The organism is Alkalimonas cellulosilytica (genome assembly GCF_036325985.1).
GTDB classification, from domain to species: Bacteria; Pseudomonadota; Gammaproteobacteria; order Enterobacterales; family Alteromonadaceae; genus Alkalimonas; species Alkalimonas cellulosilytica.
The window spans coordinates 122,705-139,865 of the sequence record NZ_JAUHLI010000008.1; the positions used below are offsets into that span (position 1 = coordinate 122,705).

Consider the following 17,161-nt stretch of genomic DNA (forward strand, 5'->3'; position numbering starts at 1 on the left):
CATGAAAGAAGCTGTTGCTTTTCAAAAAAACTGGCCCGGTCAGTTCAGCCTTGATGGCTACAAAAAGCATATGGCCGACTTTCTGCGCTGGTCCGAACAGGCTTTTGAACAGCAGTCGGTGCAAAGCCTGGTCAAAGCCCGGGCCCGTTTTATTGACCAATTGCTGGCGGCCTTGTGGCAACAACAGGATCTCAATCAGGATAACTCCCTCTGCCTGATTGCCGTCGGCGGTTATGGCCGGGGCGAACTGCATCCGTATTCAGACATTGATTTGCTGATGTTAAGTGAGCAACAACTCACCCCGAAACAACAAGACCAGTTGTCCACCTTCATCACCCAGCTGTGGGACCTGAAACTGGAAGTCGGCCACAGTGTTCGTACACTGGATGAAACTCTGCAACTGGGCAAAGACGACATCACCATCGCCACCAACCTGATGGAAATGCGCCGCTTGCTGGGCAATAAAGCGCTGTATGAACGCTTGCAACAGGCCATTCATGCACCAGACTTTTGGACCAGCCAGCAGTTTTTTGAAGCCAAGCGCCACGAGCAACAACAGCGTCACGCCCAGTATCATGGCACCGCCTACAACCTCGAGCCGAACTTAAAAGCCAACCCAGGTGGTTTGCGTGATATTCAGACCATCGGCTGGGTCGCCAAACGACACTTTCAGACCCGCACCATGCGCGAGCTGGTAGCTTATCAATACCTGACCGAAGACGAGTATCAGGAGCTGATGGAGTGTGAGGCGTATTTGTGGCAAATGCGTTTTGCGCTGCATCTGGAAGCGGGTCGCAACGAGAACCGTCTGCTGTTTGACTACCAGCCCGCCGTGGCCGAGCGGCTTGGTTTTGGTAGCGACGGCAAAGCCACGGTTGAGCGAATGATGAAACGCTTTTTCCGCACCGTGCAGCGGGTCAGCGAACTGAACGAAATGCTGTTGCAGCATTTTGAAGGCAGCATCCTGAACAACCACCAAAGCGCCAAAGTACAACCGCTGGACGACAGCTTTGAGCTGCACGGCCACCTGATCAAAGCGCTGGATAACGGCGTTTTTGCCCGGCGCGATAATCTGCTGAAGTTATTCTGGCACATTGCCAACAACTCCAATATCACCGGCATTCACTCCGATACGCTGCGTTTGCTGCGTCAGGTTCGGCGTCGTTTGATGGGTGATTTGCAGGATTACGAGGCCTGCCGCCGGCTATTTCTGGCACTGATGCGCCATCCCCGCGGCATGGATACCGCCATCACCTTAATGCACAAATACGGGGTGCTGGCGGCCTACCTGCCGCAGTGGCGCAATATCGTCGGCCAGATGCAGTTTGACTTGTTTCATGCCTACACGGTGGATGAACACACCCACCGGCTGCTGAAAAACCTGTATCGCTATACACTGCCGGAATACGACAACGAATTTCCACTGTGCTCGGATATCGTTCGTCGGATGGAAAAACCCGAGCTGCTGTTTCTGGCCGGTATTTTTCACGATATCGCCAAAGGCCGGGGCGGTGATCACTCCGAGCTCGGCGCCATGGATGCGAAAGAATTCTGCCGGCTGCACAAACTCAGTGATTTTGACAGCAAGCTGATCAGCTGGCTGGTCGAACAGCACTTGCTGATGTCGGTCACCGCCCAGCGCAAAGACATTCATGATCCCCAGGTGGTGACTGAGTTTGCCGAAAAGGTACGGGATGAAACCCGGCTCAATTACCTGTATTGCCTGACGCTGGCCGATATTCGCGCCACCAACGACAACCTGTGGAACGACTGGAAAGGCTCCTTGCTGCGCGATCTCTATCTGTCGACGCAAAAAGCCTTTCGCCGTGGGCTGGAAAAGCCGATGGATATGCGCGATCAAATCCGGGAAAATCAGACCGAGGCCATGCGCTTATTGCAGCGCCAGGCTTTTACCAAAACGGAAGTTCAGCATTTGTGGAGCCGGATCAAGGCGGATTACTTTATCCGCTACAACCCGAAACAGATTGTCTGGCACTGCGAGCACATTCTGCGCCACAAAGAGCCTAAACAACCCCTGGTGCTGGTAAGCAAAGCGCCCATTAGGGGCAGTACTCAGGTGTTTGTGTACACGCCGGATCAACCCAATCTATTTGCCCGGCTGGTCTCGGCGCTTGATAGCAAAAAAGTGGCCATTTTCGATGCCCAGATCATGACCAATAAAGATGGTTATGCGATGGATACCTTTGTGGTGCTGGAGCAAAATGGCCAGCCGGTGACCTCGCCATCACGGGTACAAAGCATCAAACGCGCGCTGGAGCAGGCCATTGCCGGCAAAACTGAGCCCCAGCGCCACTCGAAATTATCGCGCCAGATGCGCCAGTTCAATGTGCCGCCTAAAGTCAGCTTTTTGCCAGGCAACAGCAAGAACCGCACCATGGTGGAAATTGCCGCACTGGATGCACCAGGCCTGCTGGCCCGTATTGGCGATGTATTCCAGCAGTGCGCTATTCAAATTCACGCCGCCAAAATCACTACCTTAGGCGAGCGGGCAGAAGATTTTTTCATGGTCTCAACGGCAGACGATACTGCCCTTGATTTTGACCAGCAAAGCCAGTTGAAACGGACTTTGATTGACCATTTAACTCACGACACAGAAGGTTGATAACCCAAGATGGCAGACTTAAAAACCATTATTGAACAAGCATTTGAGCAACGCGATTCCATCACACCCAGCACCGTTTCGGCAGAGCACAGAACCGCTATTGAAGCAGCCCTGGAGCTGTTAGACAGTGGTAAAGCCCGGGTGGCCGAAAAGCTGGCTGGCGAATGGGTGGTGCATCAGTGGTTGAAAAAGGCCGTCTTACTGTCGTTTCGCATCAATGACAATGAAGTGCTGGATGGCGGCGAAACCAGGTTCTACGACAAAGTCCCGATGAAATACGCCGGCTACGATGCCGCTCGTTTTGCCGCCGAAGGCGTGCGGGTGGTACCACCGGCAGCCGTACGCAAAGGCAGCTTCATCGCTAAAAACGCGGTGCTGATGCCCTCCTATGTCAATATCGGTGCTTACGTCGGCGAAGGTACCATGGTTGACACCTGGGCCACCGTTGGCTCTTGTGCTCAGATCGGTAAAAACGTGCATTTATCCGGTGGGGTGGGCATTGGTGGTGTGCTGGAGCCATTGCAGGCCAACCCAACCATCATCGAAGACAACTGCTTTATCGGTGCCCGCTCTGAAGTGGTGGAAGGGGTCATTGTCGAAGAAGGCGCTGTGCTGTCGATGGGCGTGTACATCAGCCAGAGCACCCGTATTTACGACCGTGAAACCGGTGAAGTCAGCTATGGCCGGGTACCGGCTGGTGCAGTGGTGGTGCCAGGCAGCCTGCCAAGCAAAGACGGCAGCCACAGCCTGTATGCTGCCATTATTGTGAAAAAAGTGGATGCTCAGACCCGCGCCAAAGTCGGCATCAATGCGCTGCTGCGTAATATCGAGTAGCGAGCCGCAGCACGCTTCCTGCAAAGGCCAGCCAACGCTGGCCTTTGTCGTATGTTAGCCCTGGCTTACCTACCCCAACCTCTCTGGCCTAACCTTTGGACGGGAAATGTGCTTCCAGCCAGGGCAGCGCTATAGTTTCCGGCTCCAGCGTTTCACAGGCATCAATCCACAGCGGCTCGGCCAGCGGCTTGCCCTGCAGCTCCTGCAGCAGTTCATAAAACTGCTTGCCGGCTCCACAAAAATTCTCGTAGCTGCTATCACCAAGGCCAATCACTGCAATGATTTTGTCGGTCAACAGCGGAAAGCGATCGCGGGCATCGATAAAAAACGGCAAGGCATTGTCCGGGATATCGCCCTGCCCGGTGGTGGAGCTTATCACCAGCCAGACATCCGGATCCTCAGCCAGCACAGCACCCAGTTTTGGATCCAAATGCAAAGTACACTGATAGCCCCGCGCTGTAAGCAGCTTTGCTGCCTGCTCGGCCAGGTACTCAGCACCGCCATAGACGGTACCCACGATAATGGCAATACGGTTCATACTTGCTCCTTGTAAAGGGTCGCCAGTGCCTGGCGATAAAAGCTTTCATCTTCGGGCCAACCCAGTTGCTGCAGTAGCGGCCGCCAACTGACAAGGCTGGCTTCAATACACAACTTAGTACCGTGAATGGGATGGGTCAGGATCAGTTGCTTCGCCATTAAGAGTAAATGAGCGCAGTTTAAATGCTCGCGAAACAAGCGGTTGTGCTTGCCATCGCCATGGCTGGTATCCCCCACAATCGGGTGGCGCAAATGCGCCAAATGCCGCCTTAGCTGATGCTTACGCCCGGTGCGGGGCGAGAGTGCCACCAAACTATAACGCGCAGCCGGGTAACGGCTGACTGGAATAGGCAGCTCCACTTGCGCCAGCGGCAAATAATCAGTGATCGCAGCTTGCGCTTCCTTATTCGGGTCGCTAAATTTATCGGCAATGTTATCCTGCTGTTCTTTTAATGGGTAATCCAGCGTACCGCCTTGCTGCAGATAACCACGCACCACCGCCAGATAGCCTTTGTGCCAATGCTGATTGGCATTTTGCTCACTCAGCAAACGGGCCACCTCACTGGATAGCGCAAACAGCAACACGCCCGAGGTAGGCCTATCCAGCCGGTGCACCGGAAAGACATGCTGACCCAGTTGGTCGCGCAGTGTCTGCATCACAAAACGGGTTTCGTGTTTATCCAAAAACGAACGATGAACCAGCATACCCGCTGGTTTGTCTACCGCCACCAGCCATTCATCCTGATACAAAATGGTCAGCTCGGTAATTTCGGGGGCCTCAATCAGTTTGGAAACAGGCATCAAATCGTCCAATCCAGTACAACAATAAACGGGTATCCTGCGGATACTTGGCCAGCGTTTCTTCAGCCATTGGCAAAATAGCCACTTTCTCGGGCAGAGGATGCCCGCCATCCAGCAAGGCCTGCATCCGTGGCAACAATACAAATTGCAACCAGTGCTCAAACGGCATGGTGTCGCAACAAAAGGGGGCGGTGCTTGCCATGGCCTCGGGACTGGGTGGAAGCGGGCTCCACAGCTCCAGCGCTTTTAGCTCAGCTTTAATTTCCTGCAGTGCAGCAACAATCAGCTCTGACATCCCAACTCCTCAGGCAATTGATTCTGGCTGGATCTTACCATAACCTGGCTTGAAACCAGTATGCATGACGTCGGTTGTCTGCCGCCAGTTTTGCCAGTACCATAAGCATCGGTATTTGTTTTAGGATCACCTCCATGGCCACTACCTGGCTGATTATTGGCTTACTGCTGATTTGTTATCTGTTCTGGTTGCAGCGCAAACAAGACGAGCGCGCGATTTTACTGGCCAGGCATCTGTGCAAAATGCATCAGTTGCAGTATCTGGATTGTGGCAGGCTGCAGCACAAACTGGAACGCCGTCAGGGCCGGTTGCGCTGGTTAACGCATTATGGCGTCGATTTCAGCAGCGATGGCGAGAGCCGCTATCAGGGCACCTTGAGCTTGTCTGGCTTGCAGTATGCGGCATTTGATTTACCACCACACCGCTTACCAGACAACGCCCCTACCCATCCGCATTAACTATCAGATTGGACTCAGACCTCTGCCTGGCTGGCATTGGCCTGGCGCGGCCGAAACAGCAACTTGCCCTGCACGGTGTTAAAACGCAGCTCTGTCACTGTTTGGTAGGCATCACCAGCAAAGAACGGCAGATATTTCTCTAACGTGACAAAAATACCTACGCCAGACGAGTTGCTATCTTCATCCACCAGCTGATCGACCGCCCGCAATAAATGATGGCCCAGGCCAAGCTGCTGATGCCGGGGCGATACCGCAATAAACGCCAGCATATGGTAATCTTTGGCCGGCATGGCTGCATGAATGCGCTCTTCTTTTTCCAGCAGTTGGCGAGTGGAAACATAACCTGCGGTCAGCAACATCTTTAACCGCCAGTGCCAGTAGCGATGGCCGCCCAGGCCTGAGTTGGCTTTCACCAGGCAAGCCACGCCGATCAGCTGCTCGGATTGAAAGAGCCCTAAGATGGTTTGGCTGCTTTGCCAAAAAGCACTCAGCTCCTCGCGAATGGCTGCTCGTAACTTTTTTTCATAGTCGGATTTTTCGGCCTGAAAAATAGTCATAAACAGCGGATCATCGTGATAGGACTGATACAAAATGGAAGCGGCTACATTGAGCTCTGACCCTTCCAGCTCACGCACCAGCAAATGATTTAAGTGTTCAACCGACATAGCATCCCTAATGGTTATTATGATTGTTTTTTCATCACCATAGCAGGGCAATTGGCAATTGCCAATCTCCTTTAATACGCTACCCTTAAGACAGGTTTTTTCAAAGGAGACGTTTTTATGGATACATCAACGCATAGCCTGGCGACTTTGTTTGCCCAACTTGGGCTTGAGAATGATCAGGCCGCGATGGATGCCTTTATCGCAGAGCATCGGCTGGCCGAGCATGTGCCACTGGAAAAAGCCCCCTTCTGGAACCCTGCCCAGGCCAGTTTTATTGCCGAGTCGCTCAAAGAAGATGCCGATTGGTCGGAAGTGATTGATGAATTGAATACCTTGCTGCGCAAGTAAAGCCAAAGCAATGCTCTGGCTTTACTGCGACGATTTTACAGCTGCGCGTAGGCTTTTTCGCCCCAACCGCTTAAACGGCCATTGCTAAACACCAGCGGTGTGCATTCATCTTTGGTGGTCATGCCATCGCTGCGCCGGTGATGCGTGCGGTAAAACAGTACCTGTACCGAGCTATCTCCCTGCTGAAACGCCTCGGTAAAATCCGGTGCCCCCAAATCCTGCATCACTTGCACCAGCGAGGTTCCGGTGGTGAGCTGATTGATATAGCTGAGATTGGCTTTTTGGGTTTGCCGCCAGTCCGCTTCATTAAAACGAGCCTCTTTCGAGCCATTGACCGCCACCACACAGCCAGATAATGGCAGGATCAGTGCAGATACCAACAGCAAATGTTTCATGGTCATTGTGTTCTCCTTATTGTTAAGCACCACAGATAAAGCAAGGAAAAGGCCAACTTTTAATTTATTTAAAATCAATAACTTAAATTCAACACATGCCAACAAAGGCAAAGTTGATGTATGATTTGGCCATTAACTAGCGGATTTAACCAATGAACACCACCACAGCTTTGGAATTACTGAGCCAGGAAGCCGCCCGCCTGATGCAAGAAGGCAAAACTCCCAGCCTGGCATTGCTGCGCAGCCGCCTGGGCCGCAAAATACCGCCGGCAGACTTACTGCCCGCTTTTCAGCAATGGAAGCAACTGCCAGCCGCTGCAAAACAAGCGGCTGGCAGCAGCCCCCCCTCCACTGAGCAGCACACTGAATTACCAGCTCATCCCGATCCTCAGACGGATCGTATGGCGCAACTGGAAGCCAGAGTCGCCGAGCTGGAGCAACGCCTGGCAAGGCTGGAACAACAAGGAAACAACGATGTGGCTGGCTGAGCTGCAGTTTCGGCTGGTTAGCGATACCAGCTACCACCAGGCAGAGCAGCAGATCCGGCAGTATCTGGAAGCGCTGATTTTTCAGGGCCAATTGATTGGCCGGGAGTTTCCGACCTATTTTGCCGGCGATCATTTCTGCAGCCGGGTGATTTTGCCTACCGAAGATGCGCTAAAGCCGCAGTATCATAGCCAGCGTGGCCAGCAGGCATTAGCAGCCCTGCCGGAGGCGGGTTTGAGTTATCCTAAATTAAAGCTGCTGGGGCAGGATTTGATGTCCAGCCATACCGATCCCTGTCAGCCTGCCCCAGGCTATCTGCTGTTTACCAATTTTGCCGAGCAAGTCTCACCGCTGCGTTGCAGCGAACATTTTGCACCTGTGCCGTTATTTCGGTTGGGGGCTGAAAAGCACAGCGATTATGAAGACTTCATCCGTTGGCAACTGCAATATCAGGCACTGGATGAAATACAAATGCAGCAACAGCGGGTGCTGCCCAAAAGTGCGGAGAACGCTTTGCAGCAGCTGCACAGCAAGCTGAATCGCCAAGGCAGGCGACTGGCCCGGCGGGTAGAGCAATTAAGCGGCAAAGCCTGTTATTACTATCTGTACAGTGGCAGCAGCCCCGATTGCCAGCTGGAAGCCAGCAAAGTATGCCCTGGCTGCGGCAGTGACTGGCAGCTGAGCGACCACTGGCACGGCCTGTTTCAGTTTCGTTGCGACAACTGCCGGCTGGTCTCCAACATCGCCTGGGACTGCCAGTAAAGTCAGAAACCGTCGCTACTGGCCGGTGTTAACTGCTGCAAAAATTCGCCGAGCGAGTCGGCCAGTTTGTGCTGTACTTCCTTCCCCACCGACTCGGCGTATACCTCGCCGCTGCTATTTAACACCGAGACCATGACATTTTCATCATCGGTCACCGCCACAAAGACCGTTTCACGCTGGCGCAACCGCCGTTTCATCAGAATATGACCGATGATGTTTTCTTTTAAACGGTCGCAATCCGCCTCATGCCACGGCATCAGCAACAACAGCTTGCCTTCGGCATGCTCTGCGGCCAGGCCGCCACCATAGTACAGGCCATAAAAGGCTTTGATATCGGCATGCAGTGTCAGCTCCAGCGCCTGCTCTACCGCCTGAAAATCCAACCGGGGTTGTTGCAACACTGGCTGCCAAAGCACCACATCATCGCCCTGCGCTTTGACTTCACAAGGCGATGGCAACACTTTATCCCGCTCGGTCAGCAACGGCTGCTGCTGTTGTTGCGACCAGGCTAGGGTCCGTTCAATAAAATCCTGCCAACTGGCGGCCAAATCCATGCAATTCGTCCTTATTTTCGGCTGATCCATCATCAACCGCTATGGTACAATGCCGTCATTCTAACCTGACTGGAACTGCCATGACAAAGCTTGAGCCAGAACTGCAGCAACAATTAAGCCTCGGTAAGGTCACGGCTTACGCCGCCGACTATAACCCCGGGCTGCTGCAGGCCGTACCGCGCTCAGTGGGCCGCAATGAATTGCAGCTCGGTACAGAGCTGCCGTTTACGGGGCAGGATATCTGGCATGCTTATGAGCTGTCCTGGCTGAATCATAAAGGCAAGCCGGTGGTGGCTTTGGCCACTTTTGTGGTGCCTTACGACTCACCCAATCTGATTGAGTCCAAATCCTTTAAGCTGTACCTGAACAGTTTAAATCAAACCCGCTTTGCCGATTTAGGCCAAGTGTTTCGTTTGCTGCAACAGGATTTATCCGCCTGTGCCGGTGCGAAAGTGGACGTCACCCTGCACAATGTCAATGAGTTGCAGCCCTTTCAGCCGACCTGGATCCAGGGCAGTTGCCTGGATGATCTGGATATCGAAGTATCCGAATACCGCTATCAACCAGAGCAATTAACGCTGAAGGCCGATGCGGCTCCCCGGGATGAAAAGGTGTTTTCACACTTGCTGAAATCCAATTGCCTGATCACCAATCAGCCAGACTGGGCCAGTGTTTTTATTCATTACCGTGGCAATGCCATTTGCCATGAGTCTTTACTGCGCTACCTGATCGGTTTTCGTCAGCACAACGAGTTCCATGAACAATGTGTTGAGCGCATCTTTACCGATATCTGGCAGCAATGCCAACCAGAGTTTCTGGCGGTGTATGCCCGTTACACCCGCCGTGGTGGCCTGGATATCAACCCGTTGCGCAGCAGTGAGCCCTATCCTGTGCCGGTGATCCGCCTGACCAGACAATAAACCAAAAGCAACAAAAACTGAAAACTTTCAGGGAAGCTTTCAAAATGAAAGTTCAAGAGCCCACAGTAAGCCACTGATTTTATTTAGATCTCACTTTTAAGGCGCCCCAATAAATGAAAAACCAAAAGAAAACTTTCAGCATAACTTTCAAAATAGCGCTTTTTTGTTTATAATTCATCCAGCAGTTCAGATGGACTGGGCTGCAGTCAGACAACGGATGAACAGCATCATGCAACACCTTACCTCTAGCGAAGAACAATCCTGGTTACCTTACTATCTGTGTAAGTAACCTGTCTGGCACCAACAGCCAAAGAGCTGGCCGGATAACTACCCTACCCAAACAAGCCGGCTCCCTCACCGGCTTGTTTTTCCTCAGCATCGCCATGCAGAATTCGTATCTCTGTCAAACAACAGTCGCAATTCTTGTGCTAGCATATATACTTAGATTTGACCTATCACTGTAACCATTTTCTGATAATCATTCATGGTGATGCCGTTGCAAGACGACTTAAAGCAGCAACTCGAGCATGCGTTAAAAACACGCAAACAACTGGAAGACACCTACGAAAGTCAGTTTAAAATTTTGGCCAAGTTCGTCTCCCGGTTATCACTTGCATGCAAAGGGCTTGATATTGAGCTCGACAACAAGCTGGCCAAGCTTCGTTTAGAGCTGGCCCGCGGCACAGATTTGGAAAAGTTATTGCCCCTGGTACAGGCCCTGAGTGATGGCTTAAAGCATCTGGAAAGTAAAAATGAGCAGGATCTGCGAAAGCTGCAAAATGGGCTGAAAGAAGCCGGACAACTGCTGCAACAACAGCGCGGCCTGCCCGACCAGTTACGGCGGGACTTACGGACACTGCTCACCAAGGTGAACGAAAGCTCACCCACCATCCATGCCTATCTGCCTCATTTAACCGATCTGGCCCGCTTGTATCAAAATGCACTGCAAGCAAAACAAAGCCTGGATAGCTCCGACAACCCAGAGCAGGACCGCTATGGCCACATTTGCCGGCAAATCTCGGTAGAGCTGACCAACCTGCTGAGCGAAATGAGCTTTGCCGAACAGTTCTCCAGCGATATCGAAAGAATTCGTCAATCCTTGATGGACCACCTGGGCATTGAGGATTTGCTCAATGCCTGCCTCAGCACCATTACCATCATCGTTGCCAGTATTAATTCTGAGCGTCAATCAGCCCAACACTTTTTGATGCAACTGCACGATACACTGGAGCAGGTGCAAAAGTCGCTGGTGTCCTCACTCAGCCAGTCCAGTTCACTGCATAGCAAGCTCAGCCAGCTGAATCGCCAGCTGGAGCTTAAAATTGATGCTTTTGGCAAAGACAGCAAAAATGCCACCTCGCTGGAGCAGCTCAAAGGACTGGTCAATGAGCGCTTAACTGAAATCACCAGCTCCTTGGCAGAAAAAGAACAGTTGGAAAAACAAGAGCGTGAGCTGATGCTGGGCTCTTTAAAGACCATGGAGCACCGCTTAATCGAACTGGAGGCGGAAGCGCAGCAGTTTCAGAAGAAGCTGGCCGAACAAAAGTTCCGTAGTCTGCAGGATGCCTTAACTGAAATCCCGAACCGGGCCGCCTTTGATGAACGCTTTGAGCTGGAATTAAAGCGCTATCAGCGCTATGGCACGCCACTTTGCATTGCTCTGGGCGATGTTGATCATTTTAAAAGCATCAACGATAACTATGGCCATAGCGCGGGCGATAAAACGTTAAAAGTGATTGCCCGGGCGTTGAAACAGAGCCTGCGTGAAACCGATTTTATCGCCCGCTATGGCGGCGAGGAGTTTGTCATCCTGTTTCCGGAAACCAGCCTGTCGGAACTGGAAAAACCACTGAATAATCTGCGGGAAAAAATTAAAAAAATTCCCTTTAAATTTAAAAACAAAAAAGTCCCTATCACCCTGTCGTTTGGTACGACCCAACTCACCGAACACGACAATGCGCGAGCTGCCTTTGATCGGGCCGATGAAGCCTTGTATGAAGCCAAACATGCCGGCAGGGATAAAGTGGTACTTAAATCCGCGCACAAGTAATGCCGCGGTTATGGAGCCTTTTATGCATGTGCAATTAAATCCGGTTGGTTCAATGAGCCTGCTGTCCCAACTTGAAGTCGACCGCCTGAAGCAAACCACCAACAAAGAAGCCTTTCAGTTGTTTCGTAATTGCTGTCTGGCAGTGCTGAACGTTGGCAGCCACACCGACAGTTCGGCCGAAATCTATCAGCAGTTTCAGGATTTCGCTGTCAACCTGATCAGCCGTGAGCGCGGCATTAAAATTGAGCTGTTTAATCCCCCCAAAGACGCCTTTGTCGACGGCCACATCATCCGTGGTATTCATGAGCATCTGTTTGCCGTATTGCGCGATATCCTGTTTTACCATACCCAGCTTAAGATCAATGCCAACCGGTTGGATCTCACCAGCAGCGCGCACATTACCCACAGCGTGTTTGATATTTTGCGCAATGCCCAGGTGCTGGGCTGCAATACTGAGCCAACCATGATTGTCTGTTGGGGCGGCCATTCCATCAAAGAGGCCGAATACAAGTACACCAAGGATGTCGGTTATCAGCTTGGTCTGCGCGGCCTGAATATCTGCACCGGCTGTGGGCCGGGCGCCATGAAGGGTCCAATGAAAGGCGCTACCATAGGCCATAACAAACAGCGGATCAGTCAGGGACGTTATCTTGGCCTGACCGAGCCCAGCATTATTGCCGCTGAGCCACCGAACCCAATTGTGAATGAACTGGTGATTCTGCCGGATATCGAAAAACGGCTGGAAGCTTTTGTCCGGGTTGCCCACGGCATTATTATTTTCCCCGGTGGCGCAGGTACGGCAGAAGAGCTGCTGTATTTGCTGGGCATTATGCTGCACCAGGACAATAAGGCACAAAAACTACCGGTGATCCTGACCGGGCCGAAAAGCAGTGAAGGTTATTTTGAGGAAATTATTCGCTTTATTGAACAAACCTTAGGCCAGCAGGCGCTGGATCTGGTGCAGGTGATTATTGATGATCCGGCAGCCGTGGCCAGAGCCTTGAAAGCCGGTTGTCAGGAAGTGCGTGACTATCGGCGCCAGGCCGGCGATGCCTATCACTTCAACTGGACACTCAAGATTGAAAAAGACTTCCAGCAGCCATTTATCCCGAACCATACCAATATGGCCGCACTGGACTTGCACCGCCAGCAAGATACCGCAACACTGGCGGCTAATTTGCGCCGGGCTTTCTCCGGCATTGTAGCAGGCAATGTAAAAGATGAAGGCATCAAAGCCATTCAGCAGCACGGTCCGTTTCAGTTAACTGGCGAACCTGAGCTGATGCGCATGATGGATCGCTTACTGCAAGCCTTTGTAGAGCAAGGCCGGATGAAGCTCCCAGGCAGCGCCTATGAGCCTTGTTACAGGATCATACAATAGAACCATGACTCACCTGGTGTTGATTGATGCGATGAATCTGATCAGGCGGCTCTATGCAGTGCAGGAGCGGCCTTATCTTCCTTTACCCGACCAACTGACCGAGAACACCCGGCAACAACTGATCAAAAATACCAGCCAAGCGGTCGATAAGGCACTGCGCACCATCATCGAGCAGTGCCAACCCAGCCATCTGGTGCTGGTATTTGACAGCCAGCAACCGACCTGGCGTCATCAGCTGTATCCGGATTACAAAGCCAACCGCAGCCCGATGCCGGCACTGTTGCAACAAGCCCTGCCAGAGCTGCAGCAACACATCCGGCAGCTTGGCATCGCCATTTACCAGCACGAAGGCTATGAAGCCGATGATATCATTGCCTCGCTGGCGCTAAAGATGCGGCAGCATCAGCAAGAGGTAACCATTGTTTCTACCGACAAAGGCTATTGCACCCTGCTGGATAGCGGGGTCAAACTGTATGATCACTTCCGCCGCGACTATCTGGATGAAGCCTATGTGCAACAAAAGTTTGGTGTGCCATCCAGACGCTTGATCCGTTACTGGAGCCTGGTCGGCGACAGCACCAACCATATTCCCGGTGTGGCGGGTATCGGCCCCAAAACGGCGCTGGAGCTGTTGCAGTTGGGCGATACCTTTAGCGAGATCCTGCAACATCCGGACTGCCCCAAAGCATTGCACAGCAAACTCACTGAGCACAAAGCCGATATTCAGTGTTTCTTGCAATTATTTCAGCCCCGTACCGATCTGGAGCTTGGTCTGAACCTGCAACAGTTACGTTACCCCAACCAGGAGCCTGCTCATGCTCAGAATTAGTGCACTGCTACTGGCAGGTATCGCCCTGTACTTTATTGTTGTTGCCGGTATTCTGCGGTTTTACCCGGATGATCCAGGGCAAATGAACTGGCAAATCCGCGAGGCCTTTAACGCCAAGTACATTCAAAGCCTGGAGAAAGAGCCCAAGGTCAAGGTACTGCAACAGCAAGTGATCGATCGGCTGGGTGGCCCGGATATTACCCGCGCCTACCGTAAAGATGGCGTCGTCCATCAGTTGTTGTATTACCGTACCCACAGAGCCATTGCCGATGGCATCACCACGGAAGATGAGTGTACTGCCCTGTTGTTTATAGACCGCCAACTGGTGGCCATCGGCAATGAAGCCATCGATTTGTATGAACAACAACGTCCAAGTGTTCATTAAGCCGGGGGACTGGCAGCCTCTGTATCAGGCTGTCGCGGATTTTTATCAAACATCGCACCACCCAACCCAGGCGGATGCTGTGCAGCAACAGGCAGACCAGCTGGCACAAGCCTTTTGCAACTGCGCTTCAGAGTCGGACTATGCTGTCTATGCCCAGTTGCCGTTTCATCCAGAGCACTGTGCTTTTTGCACCGTACTGGCTCTCAAGCAGTGCAGTCTGCTCTATCTGCTTGGCCGAGCCCTGCAGTGGCCGGAAAAACTGATCCAGCAACTGCTCTGCACGGCGCTGCTGAGTCTGGCGGCGCTGGCAGCCCCCTTAAATAAGTTGACCGACGAGCAGCGCAAAAGCAACAAACTGCTGCAGTTTCCTGCCCACTACAGCCTGAGCCGGCTGAAAACGGTACTGGCACCTGCCAGCCGCTATTGGCTACAGCATTGTTATGCCGGTAAAACCAAACCAAGTTGGCAACAGAACCCCTTTAGCACCGCCCTGCAACTGACCAATCAGTTGGCCCGGCAACTGGTGCTGAATCCAGCCGATGATCTGCTGCATTGGCTTCGGCTGATGCTCTGGCGTCAGCCCGATCCGGCCAGCTTTCAGCTGCTCGAAGCACTGGCAGGCATTGGCTCTGCCCTCTGGCGTTGCGGCCTGCTGCTGCAGCAAGAGCAGCAGTGGCTGGTGCTGGATCAACAAGCGGAGCTCTGGCTTGGCGTGTCCATCCGGCAAGGTCAGCTGTCTGGGCCGGTGCAGGCGATTGAGCAGCCGGATAAAGCCTGTCAGCTGCAAGGCGGCTTTCACGACTGGCGGTGGTTGCAGCAGATCAGCAAAGCGGAGCACAGTGATTTAATTCAGCAATCGCTGCCAGCCATAGTTTCGGGTCATGAGTCGGCCTCAGTGTTAGACTATGCAGCCATTCAGCAGCTCTGTGCACTGGAGCCAGCTCAGCTACTCTGCCAGCTGGAGCAGGATGCAACCGGTACAGCCTTGCTGTTAGCTGCTGCCAGCAAAGCCAATCGCAGCCAGCAGGAAATTCACCAGCTGAAACATGCGCTGTTGCTGCTGGGCCATGCCCAACTTCCCTGGCTACTGGCACAAGTGCAGTGCCAGCGTTTTGCGCTGCAACAACACCAACCCTATCATCACTGGTTGGTGCAACTGCGCGCTCTGCTGCATCAGGCGTTATCCGAACAGCCCTGGGATCTACCTGCGGCTCAGCTGGAATTGCTTAGCTGGTTGCTGTGCTTACCGCTCTGGCAACAGAGCGCACTGCGGTATCTGGCCGGTTTTAGCCCCACCAGTTGCCAGCAGCTGCACAAACTGTGTCAGCAGCAGCTGTGGCAGTCCGATGGCTATTTAAAGCGGGTGCTGTGGTTGCTTAAGCAGTATCAGCAACCCAAGGCATTGCAACAAGCGGTGCTGCACTTTCGTGTACCAGCCAGCGCCCACGCCCAGCCTGGCCAGGTCAGCCAGTACAGTGAGCTGCTGCATGGCGCCTGGCAATGTTGCGATCAGTTCATGCTGCAGCCTGCCCCGCCCAGCCAGCTGACAGAGCAGCTACCCGCCAGCCTGTTGCAACACTGCTACTACCCACTGACGCTAACAATGTAGTTTTATTACTTAATTTCTTACCAGCAAAGCTAAGACTAAGGTCGTATATCAAGTAACCTTTCTACAAACTGGTATCATATCCGGAAAAAATGCTATAATTTGCCGCGATTTTGGGCGTACCTACCTGCCCAGTTCCCAATTCCACGACATTTAATGATAAGGTTTCTCATGAGCACCCAAACCATTACGGTCATCAAAGGTGATGGCATCGGTCCAAGCATTGTTGAAGCAGCCATTCAAATTCTCGATAAAGCCGGTTGCGATTTTCAGTACGAATACGTTGATGCCGGTTTAACGGCACTGGAAAAAACCGGTGAGCTGCTGCCAGAAGCCACACTGGATGCGATTGCCCGCAACAAGATCACCCTAAAAGGCCCATTGACCACGCCAGTGGGTGAAGGCTTTACTTCCATCAATGTGACCTTGCGTAAAAAATTCAATCTGTACTCCAATGTACGGCCGGTGATTTCGTTCAAAGGCACCAAAGCCCGTTACGAGAACATCGATATCATCACCATCCGGGAAAACACTCAGGGCATGTACTCCGGCCATGGCCAGGTGGTGTCCGAAGATGGCCTGGTCGCTGAAGCCACCAGCATCATCACCCGCGAAGGTGCCGAGCGCATCGTGCGCTTTGCCTTCGAGCTGGCACGCCGTGAGCAGCGTCAAAAAGTGACCGTAGTGCACAAGGCCAATATCCTGAAATCCACCTCTGGCTTGTTCTTAAAAGTAGCGCGTGAAGTAGCAGCCCAGTACAGCGACATTCAGATGCAGGAAATGATTGTCGATAACGCCTGCATGCAGCTGGTAATGAACCCACAGCAGTTTGATGTGATTGTCACCACCAACCTGTTTGGCGATATCCTGTCGGACTTGTGCGCTGGCCTGGTCGGCGGCCTCGGCATGGCTCCGGGTGCCAATATCGGTGAAGACTGCGCGATTTTCGAAGCCGTGCACGGCAGCGCGCCGGATATCGCCGGTAAAAACCTGGCCAACCCAAGCTCGGTGATCCTGGCGTCGATTCAGATGCTGGAGCATCTGGGCATGAAAGACAAAGCCGAGAAAATCAAAGCAGCCCTGACCGATGTGATTGCCAGCGGCGATCGCACCACCCGCGATCTGGGCGGCAGCCACGGCACCACCGACTTCACCGCAGCGATGCTGGAACGGCTGTAAGCTCCCCGCTTACCCCATTAAAAAAACCGCTGCGGCGGTTTTTTTAATGCCAA

The 17,161-nt window shown here is 52.8% G+C and carries 19 protein-coding genes; 13 read left to right on the forward strand and 6 right to left on the reverse strand.

Annotated features, from left to right (window positions below):
- Position 1 precedes the first annotated feature (1 nt).
- Entirely contained in the window at positions 2 to 2,623 is a 2,622-nt protein-coding gene (glnD, locus tag QWY20_RS09555; protein WP_330128794.1) for a bifunctional uridylyltransferase/uridylyl-removing protein GlnD, read from the forward strand.
- A gap of 9 nt (positions 2,624 to 2,632) precedes the next feature.
- Entirely contained in the window at positions 2,633 to 3,457 is an 825-nt protein-coding gene (dapD, locus tag QWY20_RS09560) for a 2,3,4,5-tetrahydropyridine-2,6-dicarboxylate N-succinyltransferase (protein ID WP_330128795.1), read from the forward strand.
- An 88-nt stretch (positions 3,458 to 3,545) separates the two neighbouring features.
- Here dapD and QWY20_RS09565 read toward each other — a convergent pair whose 3' ends face one another.
- The 3 genes from QWY20_RS09565 to QWY20_RS09575 are packed head-to-tail and all read right to left on the reverse strand — an operon-like array spanning position 3,546 to position 5,090.
- Entirely contained in the window at positions 3,546 to 3,995 is a 450-nt protein-coding gene (locus QWY20_RS09565; protein ID WP_330128796.1) for a flavodoxin, read from the reverse strand.
- Positions 3,992 to 4,795, reverse strand: a complete 804-nt coding sequence (gene truC, locus QWY20_RS09570) for a tRNA pseudouridine(65) synthase TruC (RefSeq protein WP_330128797.1) — start codon at positions 4,793 to 4,795, stop codon at positions 3,992 to 3,994. The genes QWY20_RS09565 and truC overlap by 4 nt, the downstream gene beginning before the upstream one ends.
- Entirely contained in the window at positions 4,773 to 5,090 is a 318-nt protein-coding gene (locus tag QWY20_RS09575) for a YqcC family protein (protein ID WP_330128798.1), read from the reverse strand. The genes truC and QWY20_RS09575 overlap by 23 nt, the downstream gene beginning before the upstream one ends.
- A 134-nt stretch (positions 5,091 to 5,224) precedes the next feature.
- On the opposite strand from QWY20_RS09575, the gene QWY20_RS09580 reads away from it, so the two are divergent.
- Entirely contained in the window at positions 5,225 to 5,548 is a 324-nt protein-coding gene (locus QWY20_RS09580; RefSeq protein ID WP_330128799.1) for a DUF3301 domain-containing protein, read from the forward strand.
- A 14-nt stretch (positions 5,549 to 5,562) separates the two neighbouring features.
- Here QWY20_RS09580 and QWY20_RS09585 read toward each other — a convergent pair whose 3' ends face one another.
- Complete coding sequence (locus tag QWY20_RS09585; protein ID WP_330128800.1) at positions 5,563 to 6,213, reverse strand: GNAT family N-acetyltransferase; 651 nt, start codon at positions 6,211 to 6,213, stop codon at positions 5,563 to 5,565.
- Positions 6,214 to 6,330: 117 nt separating this feature from the next.
- On the opposite strand from QWY20_RS09585, the gene QWY20_RS09590 reads away from it, so the two are divergent.
- Positions 6,331 to 6,561 (forward strand): DUF2789 domain-containing protein, encoded by a 231-nt coding sequence (locus QWY20_RS09590; RefSeq protein ID WP_330128801.1) that lies wholly within the window; start codon positions 6,331 to 6,333, stop codon positions 6,559 to 6,561.
- 35 nt (positions 6,562 to 6,596) lie between these two features.
- Here the strand turns inward: QWY20_RS09590 and QWY20_RS09595 are convergent, their stop codons facing one another.
- On the reverse strand, positions 6,597 to 6,962 hold the full coding sequence (locus QWY20_RS09595) for a DUF3192 domain-containing protein (RefSeq protein ID WP_330128802.1): 366 nt from the start codon (positions 6,960 to 6,962) through the stop codon (positions 6,597 to 6,599).
- Positions 6,963 to 7,108: 146 nt separating this feature from the next.
- Between QWY20_RS09595 and QWY20_RS09600 the strand changes: the two genes are divergently transcribed.
- On the forward strand, positions 7,109 to 7,444 hold the full coding sequence (locus tag QWY20_RS09600) for a hypothetical protein (protein WP_330128803.1): 336 nt from the start codon (positions 7,109 to 7,111) through the stop codon (positions 7,442 to 7,444).
- The gene (locus QWY20_RS09605; protein WP_330128804.1) at positions 7,431 to 8,204 is read left to right on the forward strand and encodes a DUF2310 family Zn-ribbon-containing protein; all 774 of its coding nucleotides are present in this window, start codon (positions 7,431 to 7,433) and stop codon (positions 8,202 to 8,204) included. Before QWY20_RS09600 ends, QWY20_RS09605 begins: the two co-directional genes overlap by 14 nt.
- 2 nt (positions 8,205 to 8,206) lie before the next feature.
- Here the strand turns inward: QWY20_RS09605 and syd are convergent, their stop codons facing one another.
- Positions 8,207 to 8,758, reverse strand: a complete 552-nt coding sequence (gene syd, locus QWY20_RS09610) for a SecY-interacting protein (RefSeq protein ID WP_330128805.1) — start codon at positions 8,756 to 8,758, stop codon at positions 8,207 to 8,209.
- A gap of 80 nt (positions 8,759 to 8,838) precedes the next feature.
- Here syd and queF point away from each other — a divergent pair, with 80 nt between their 5' ends.
- The 7 genes from queF (at position 8,839) to QWY20_RS09645 (ending at position 17,108) form a co-directional block, all read left to right on the forward strand.
- Positions 8,839 to 9,678, forward strand: a complete 840-nt coding sequence (gene queF, locus QWY20_RS09615) for an NADPH-dependent 7-cyano-7-deazaguanine reductase QueF (protein WP_330128806.1) — start codon at positions 8,839 to 8,841, stop codon at positions 9,676 to 9,678.
- A gap of 490 nt (positions 9,679 to 10,168) precedes the next feature.
- A complete protein-coding gene (locus tag QWY20_RS09620; RefSeq protein WP_330128872.1) occupies positions 10,169 to 11,728 on the forward strand; it encodes a diguanylate cyclase in 1,560 nt (519 codons plus the stop codon).
- Positions 11,729 to 11,750: 22 nt separating this feature from the next.
- Positions 11,751 to 13,109, forward strand: coding sequence for a nucleotide 5'-monophosphate nucleosidase PpnN (ppnN, locus tag QWY20_RS09625; protein WP_330128807.1), 1,359 nt, complete (start codon positions 11,751 to 11,753; stop codon positions 13,107 to 13,109).
- A gap of 4 nt (positions 13,110 to 13,113) precedes the next feature.
- Positions 13,114 to 13,938, forward strand: coding sequence for a flap endonuclease Xni (gene xni, locus QWY20_RS09630; RefSeq protein WP_330128808.1), 825 nt, complete (start codon positions 13,114 to 13,116; stop codon positions 13,936 to 13,938).
- Positions 13,925 to 14,323: a DUF3192 domain-containing protein gene (locus QWY20_RS09635; protein WP_330128809.1), complete on the forward strand. Its 399-nt coding sequence runs from the start codon at positions 13,925 to 13,927 to the stop codon at positions 14,321 to 14,323. Before xni ends, QWY20_RS09635 begins: the two co-directional genes overlap by 14 nt.
- The gene (locus QWY20_RS09640) at positions 14,295 to 15,932 is read left to right on the forward strand and encodes a hypothetical protein (RefSeq protein ID WP_330128810.1); all 1,638 of its coding nucleotides are present in this window, start codon (positions 14,295 to 14,297) and stop codon (positions 15,930 to 15,932) included. Before QWY20_RS09635 ends, QWY20_RS09640 begins: the two co-directional genes overlap by 29 nt.
- A gap of 168 nt (positions 15,933 to 16,100) precedes the next feature.
- Positions 16,101 to 17,108: an isocitrate dehydrogenase gene (locus tag QWY20_RS09645; RefSeq protein ID WP_228610892.1), complete on the forward strand. Its 1,008-nt coding sequence runs from the start codon at positions 16,101 to 16,103 to the stop codon at positions 17,106 to 17,108.
- Positions 17,109 to 17,161 lie beyond the last annotated feature (53 nt).

Coding starts and splice junctions, on each gene's coding strand:
- glnD (WP_330128794.1), top strand. CDS start 2: ATGAAAGAAGCTGTTGCTTTTCAAAAAAACTGGCCCGGTCAGTTCAGC.
- dapD (WP_330128795.1), top strand. CDS start 2,633: ATGGCAGACTTAAAAACCATTATTGAACAAGCATTTGAGCAACGCGAT.
- QWY20_RS09565 (WP_330128796.1), bottom strand. CDS start 3,995: ATGAACCGTATTGCCATTATCGTGGGTACCGTCTATGGCGGTGCTGAG.
- truC (WP_330128797.1), bottom strand. CDS start 4,795: ATGCCTGTTTCCAAACTGATTGAGGCCCCCGAAATTACCGAGCTGACC.
- QWY20_RS09575 (WP_330128798.1), bottom strand. CDS start 5,090: ATGTCAGAGCTGATTGTTGCTGCACTGCAGGAAATTAAAGCTGAGCTA.
- QWY20_RS09580 (WP_330128799.1), top strand. CDS start 5,225: ATGGCCACTACCTGGCTGATTATTGGCTTACTGCTGATTTGTTATCTG.
- QWY20_RS09585 (WP_330128800.1), bottom strand. CDS start 6,213: ATGTCGGTTGAACACTTAAATCATTTGCTGGTGCGTGAGCTGGAAGGG.
- QWY20_RS09590 (WP_330128801.1), top strand. CDS start 6,331: ATGGATACATCAACGCATAGCCTGGCGACTTTGTTTGCCCAACTTGGG.
- QWY20_RS09595 (WP_330128802.1), bottom strand. CDS start 6,962: ATGACCATGAAACATTTGCTGTTGGTATCTGCACTGATCCTGCCATTA.
- QWY20_RS09600 (WP_330128803.1), top strand. CDS start 7,109: ATGAACACCACCACAGCTTTGGAATTACTGAGCCAGGAAGCCGCCCGC.
- QWY20_RS09605 (WP_330128804.1), top strand. CDS start 7,431: ATGTGGCTGGCTGAGCTGCAGTTTCGGCTGGTTAGCGATACCAGCTAC.
- syd (WP_330128805.1), bottom strand. CDS start 8,758: ATGGATTTGGCCGCCAGTTGGCAGGATTTTATTGAACGGACCCTAGCC.
- queF (WP_330128806.1), top strand. CDS start 8,839: ATGACAAAGCTTGAGCCAGAACTGCAGCAACAATTAAGCCTCGGTAAG.
- QWY20_RS09620 (WP_330128872.1), top strand. CDS start 10,169: ATGCCGTTGCAAGACGACTTAAAGCAGCAACTCGAGCATGCGTTAAAA.
- ppnN (WP_330128807.1), top strand. CDS start 11,751: ATGCATGTGCAATTAAATCCGGTTGGTTCAATGAGCCTGCTGTCCCAA.
- xni (WP_330128808.1), top strand. CDS start 13,114: ATGACTCACCTGGTGTTGATTGATGCGATGAATCTGATCAGGCGGCTC.
- QWY20_RS09635 (WP_330128809.1), top strand. CDS start 13,925: ATGCTCAGAATTAGTGCACTGCTACTGGCAGGTATCGCCCTGTACTTT.
- QWY20_RS09640 (WP_330128810.1), top strand. CDS start 14,295: ATGAACAACAACGTCCAAGTGTTCATTAAGCCGGGGGACTGGCAGCCT.
- QWY20_RS09645 (WP_228610892.1), top strand. CDS start 16,101: ATGAGCACCCAAACCATTACGGTCATCAAAGGTGATGGCATCGGTCCA.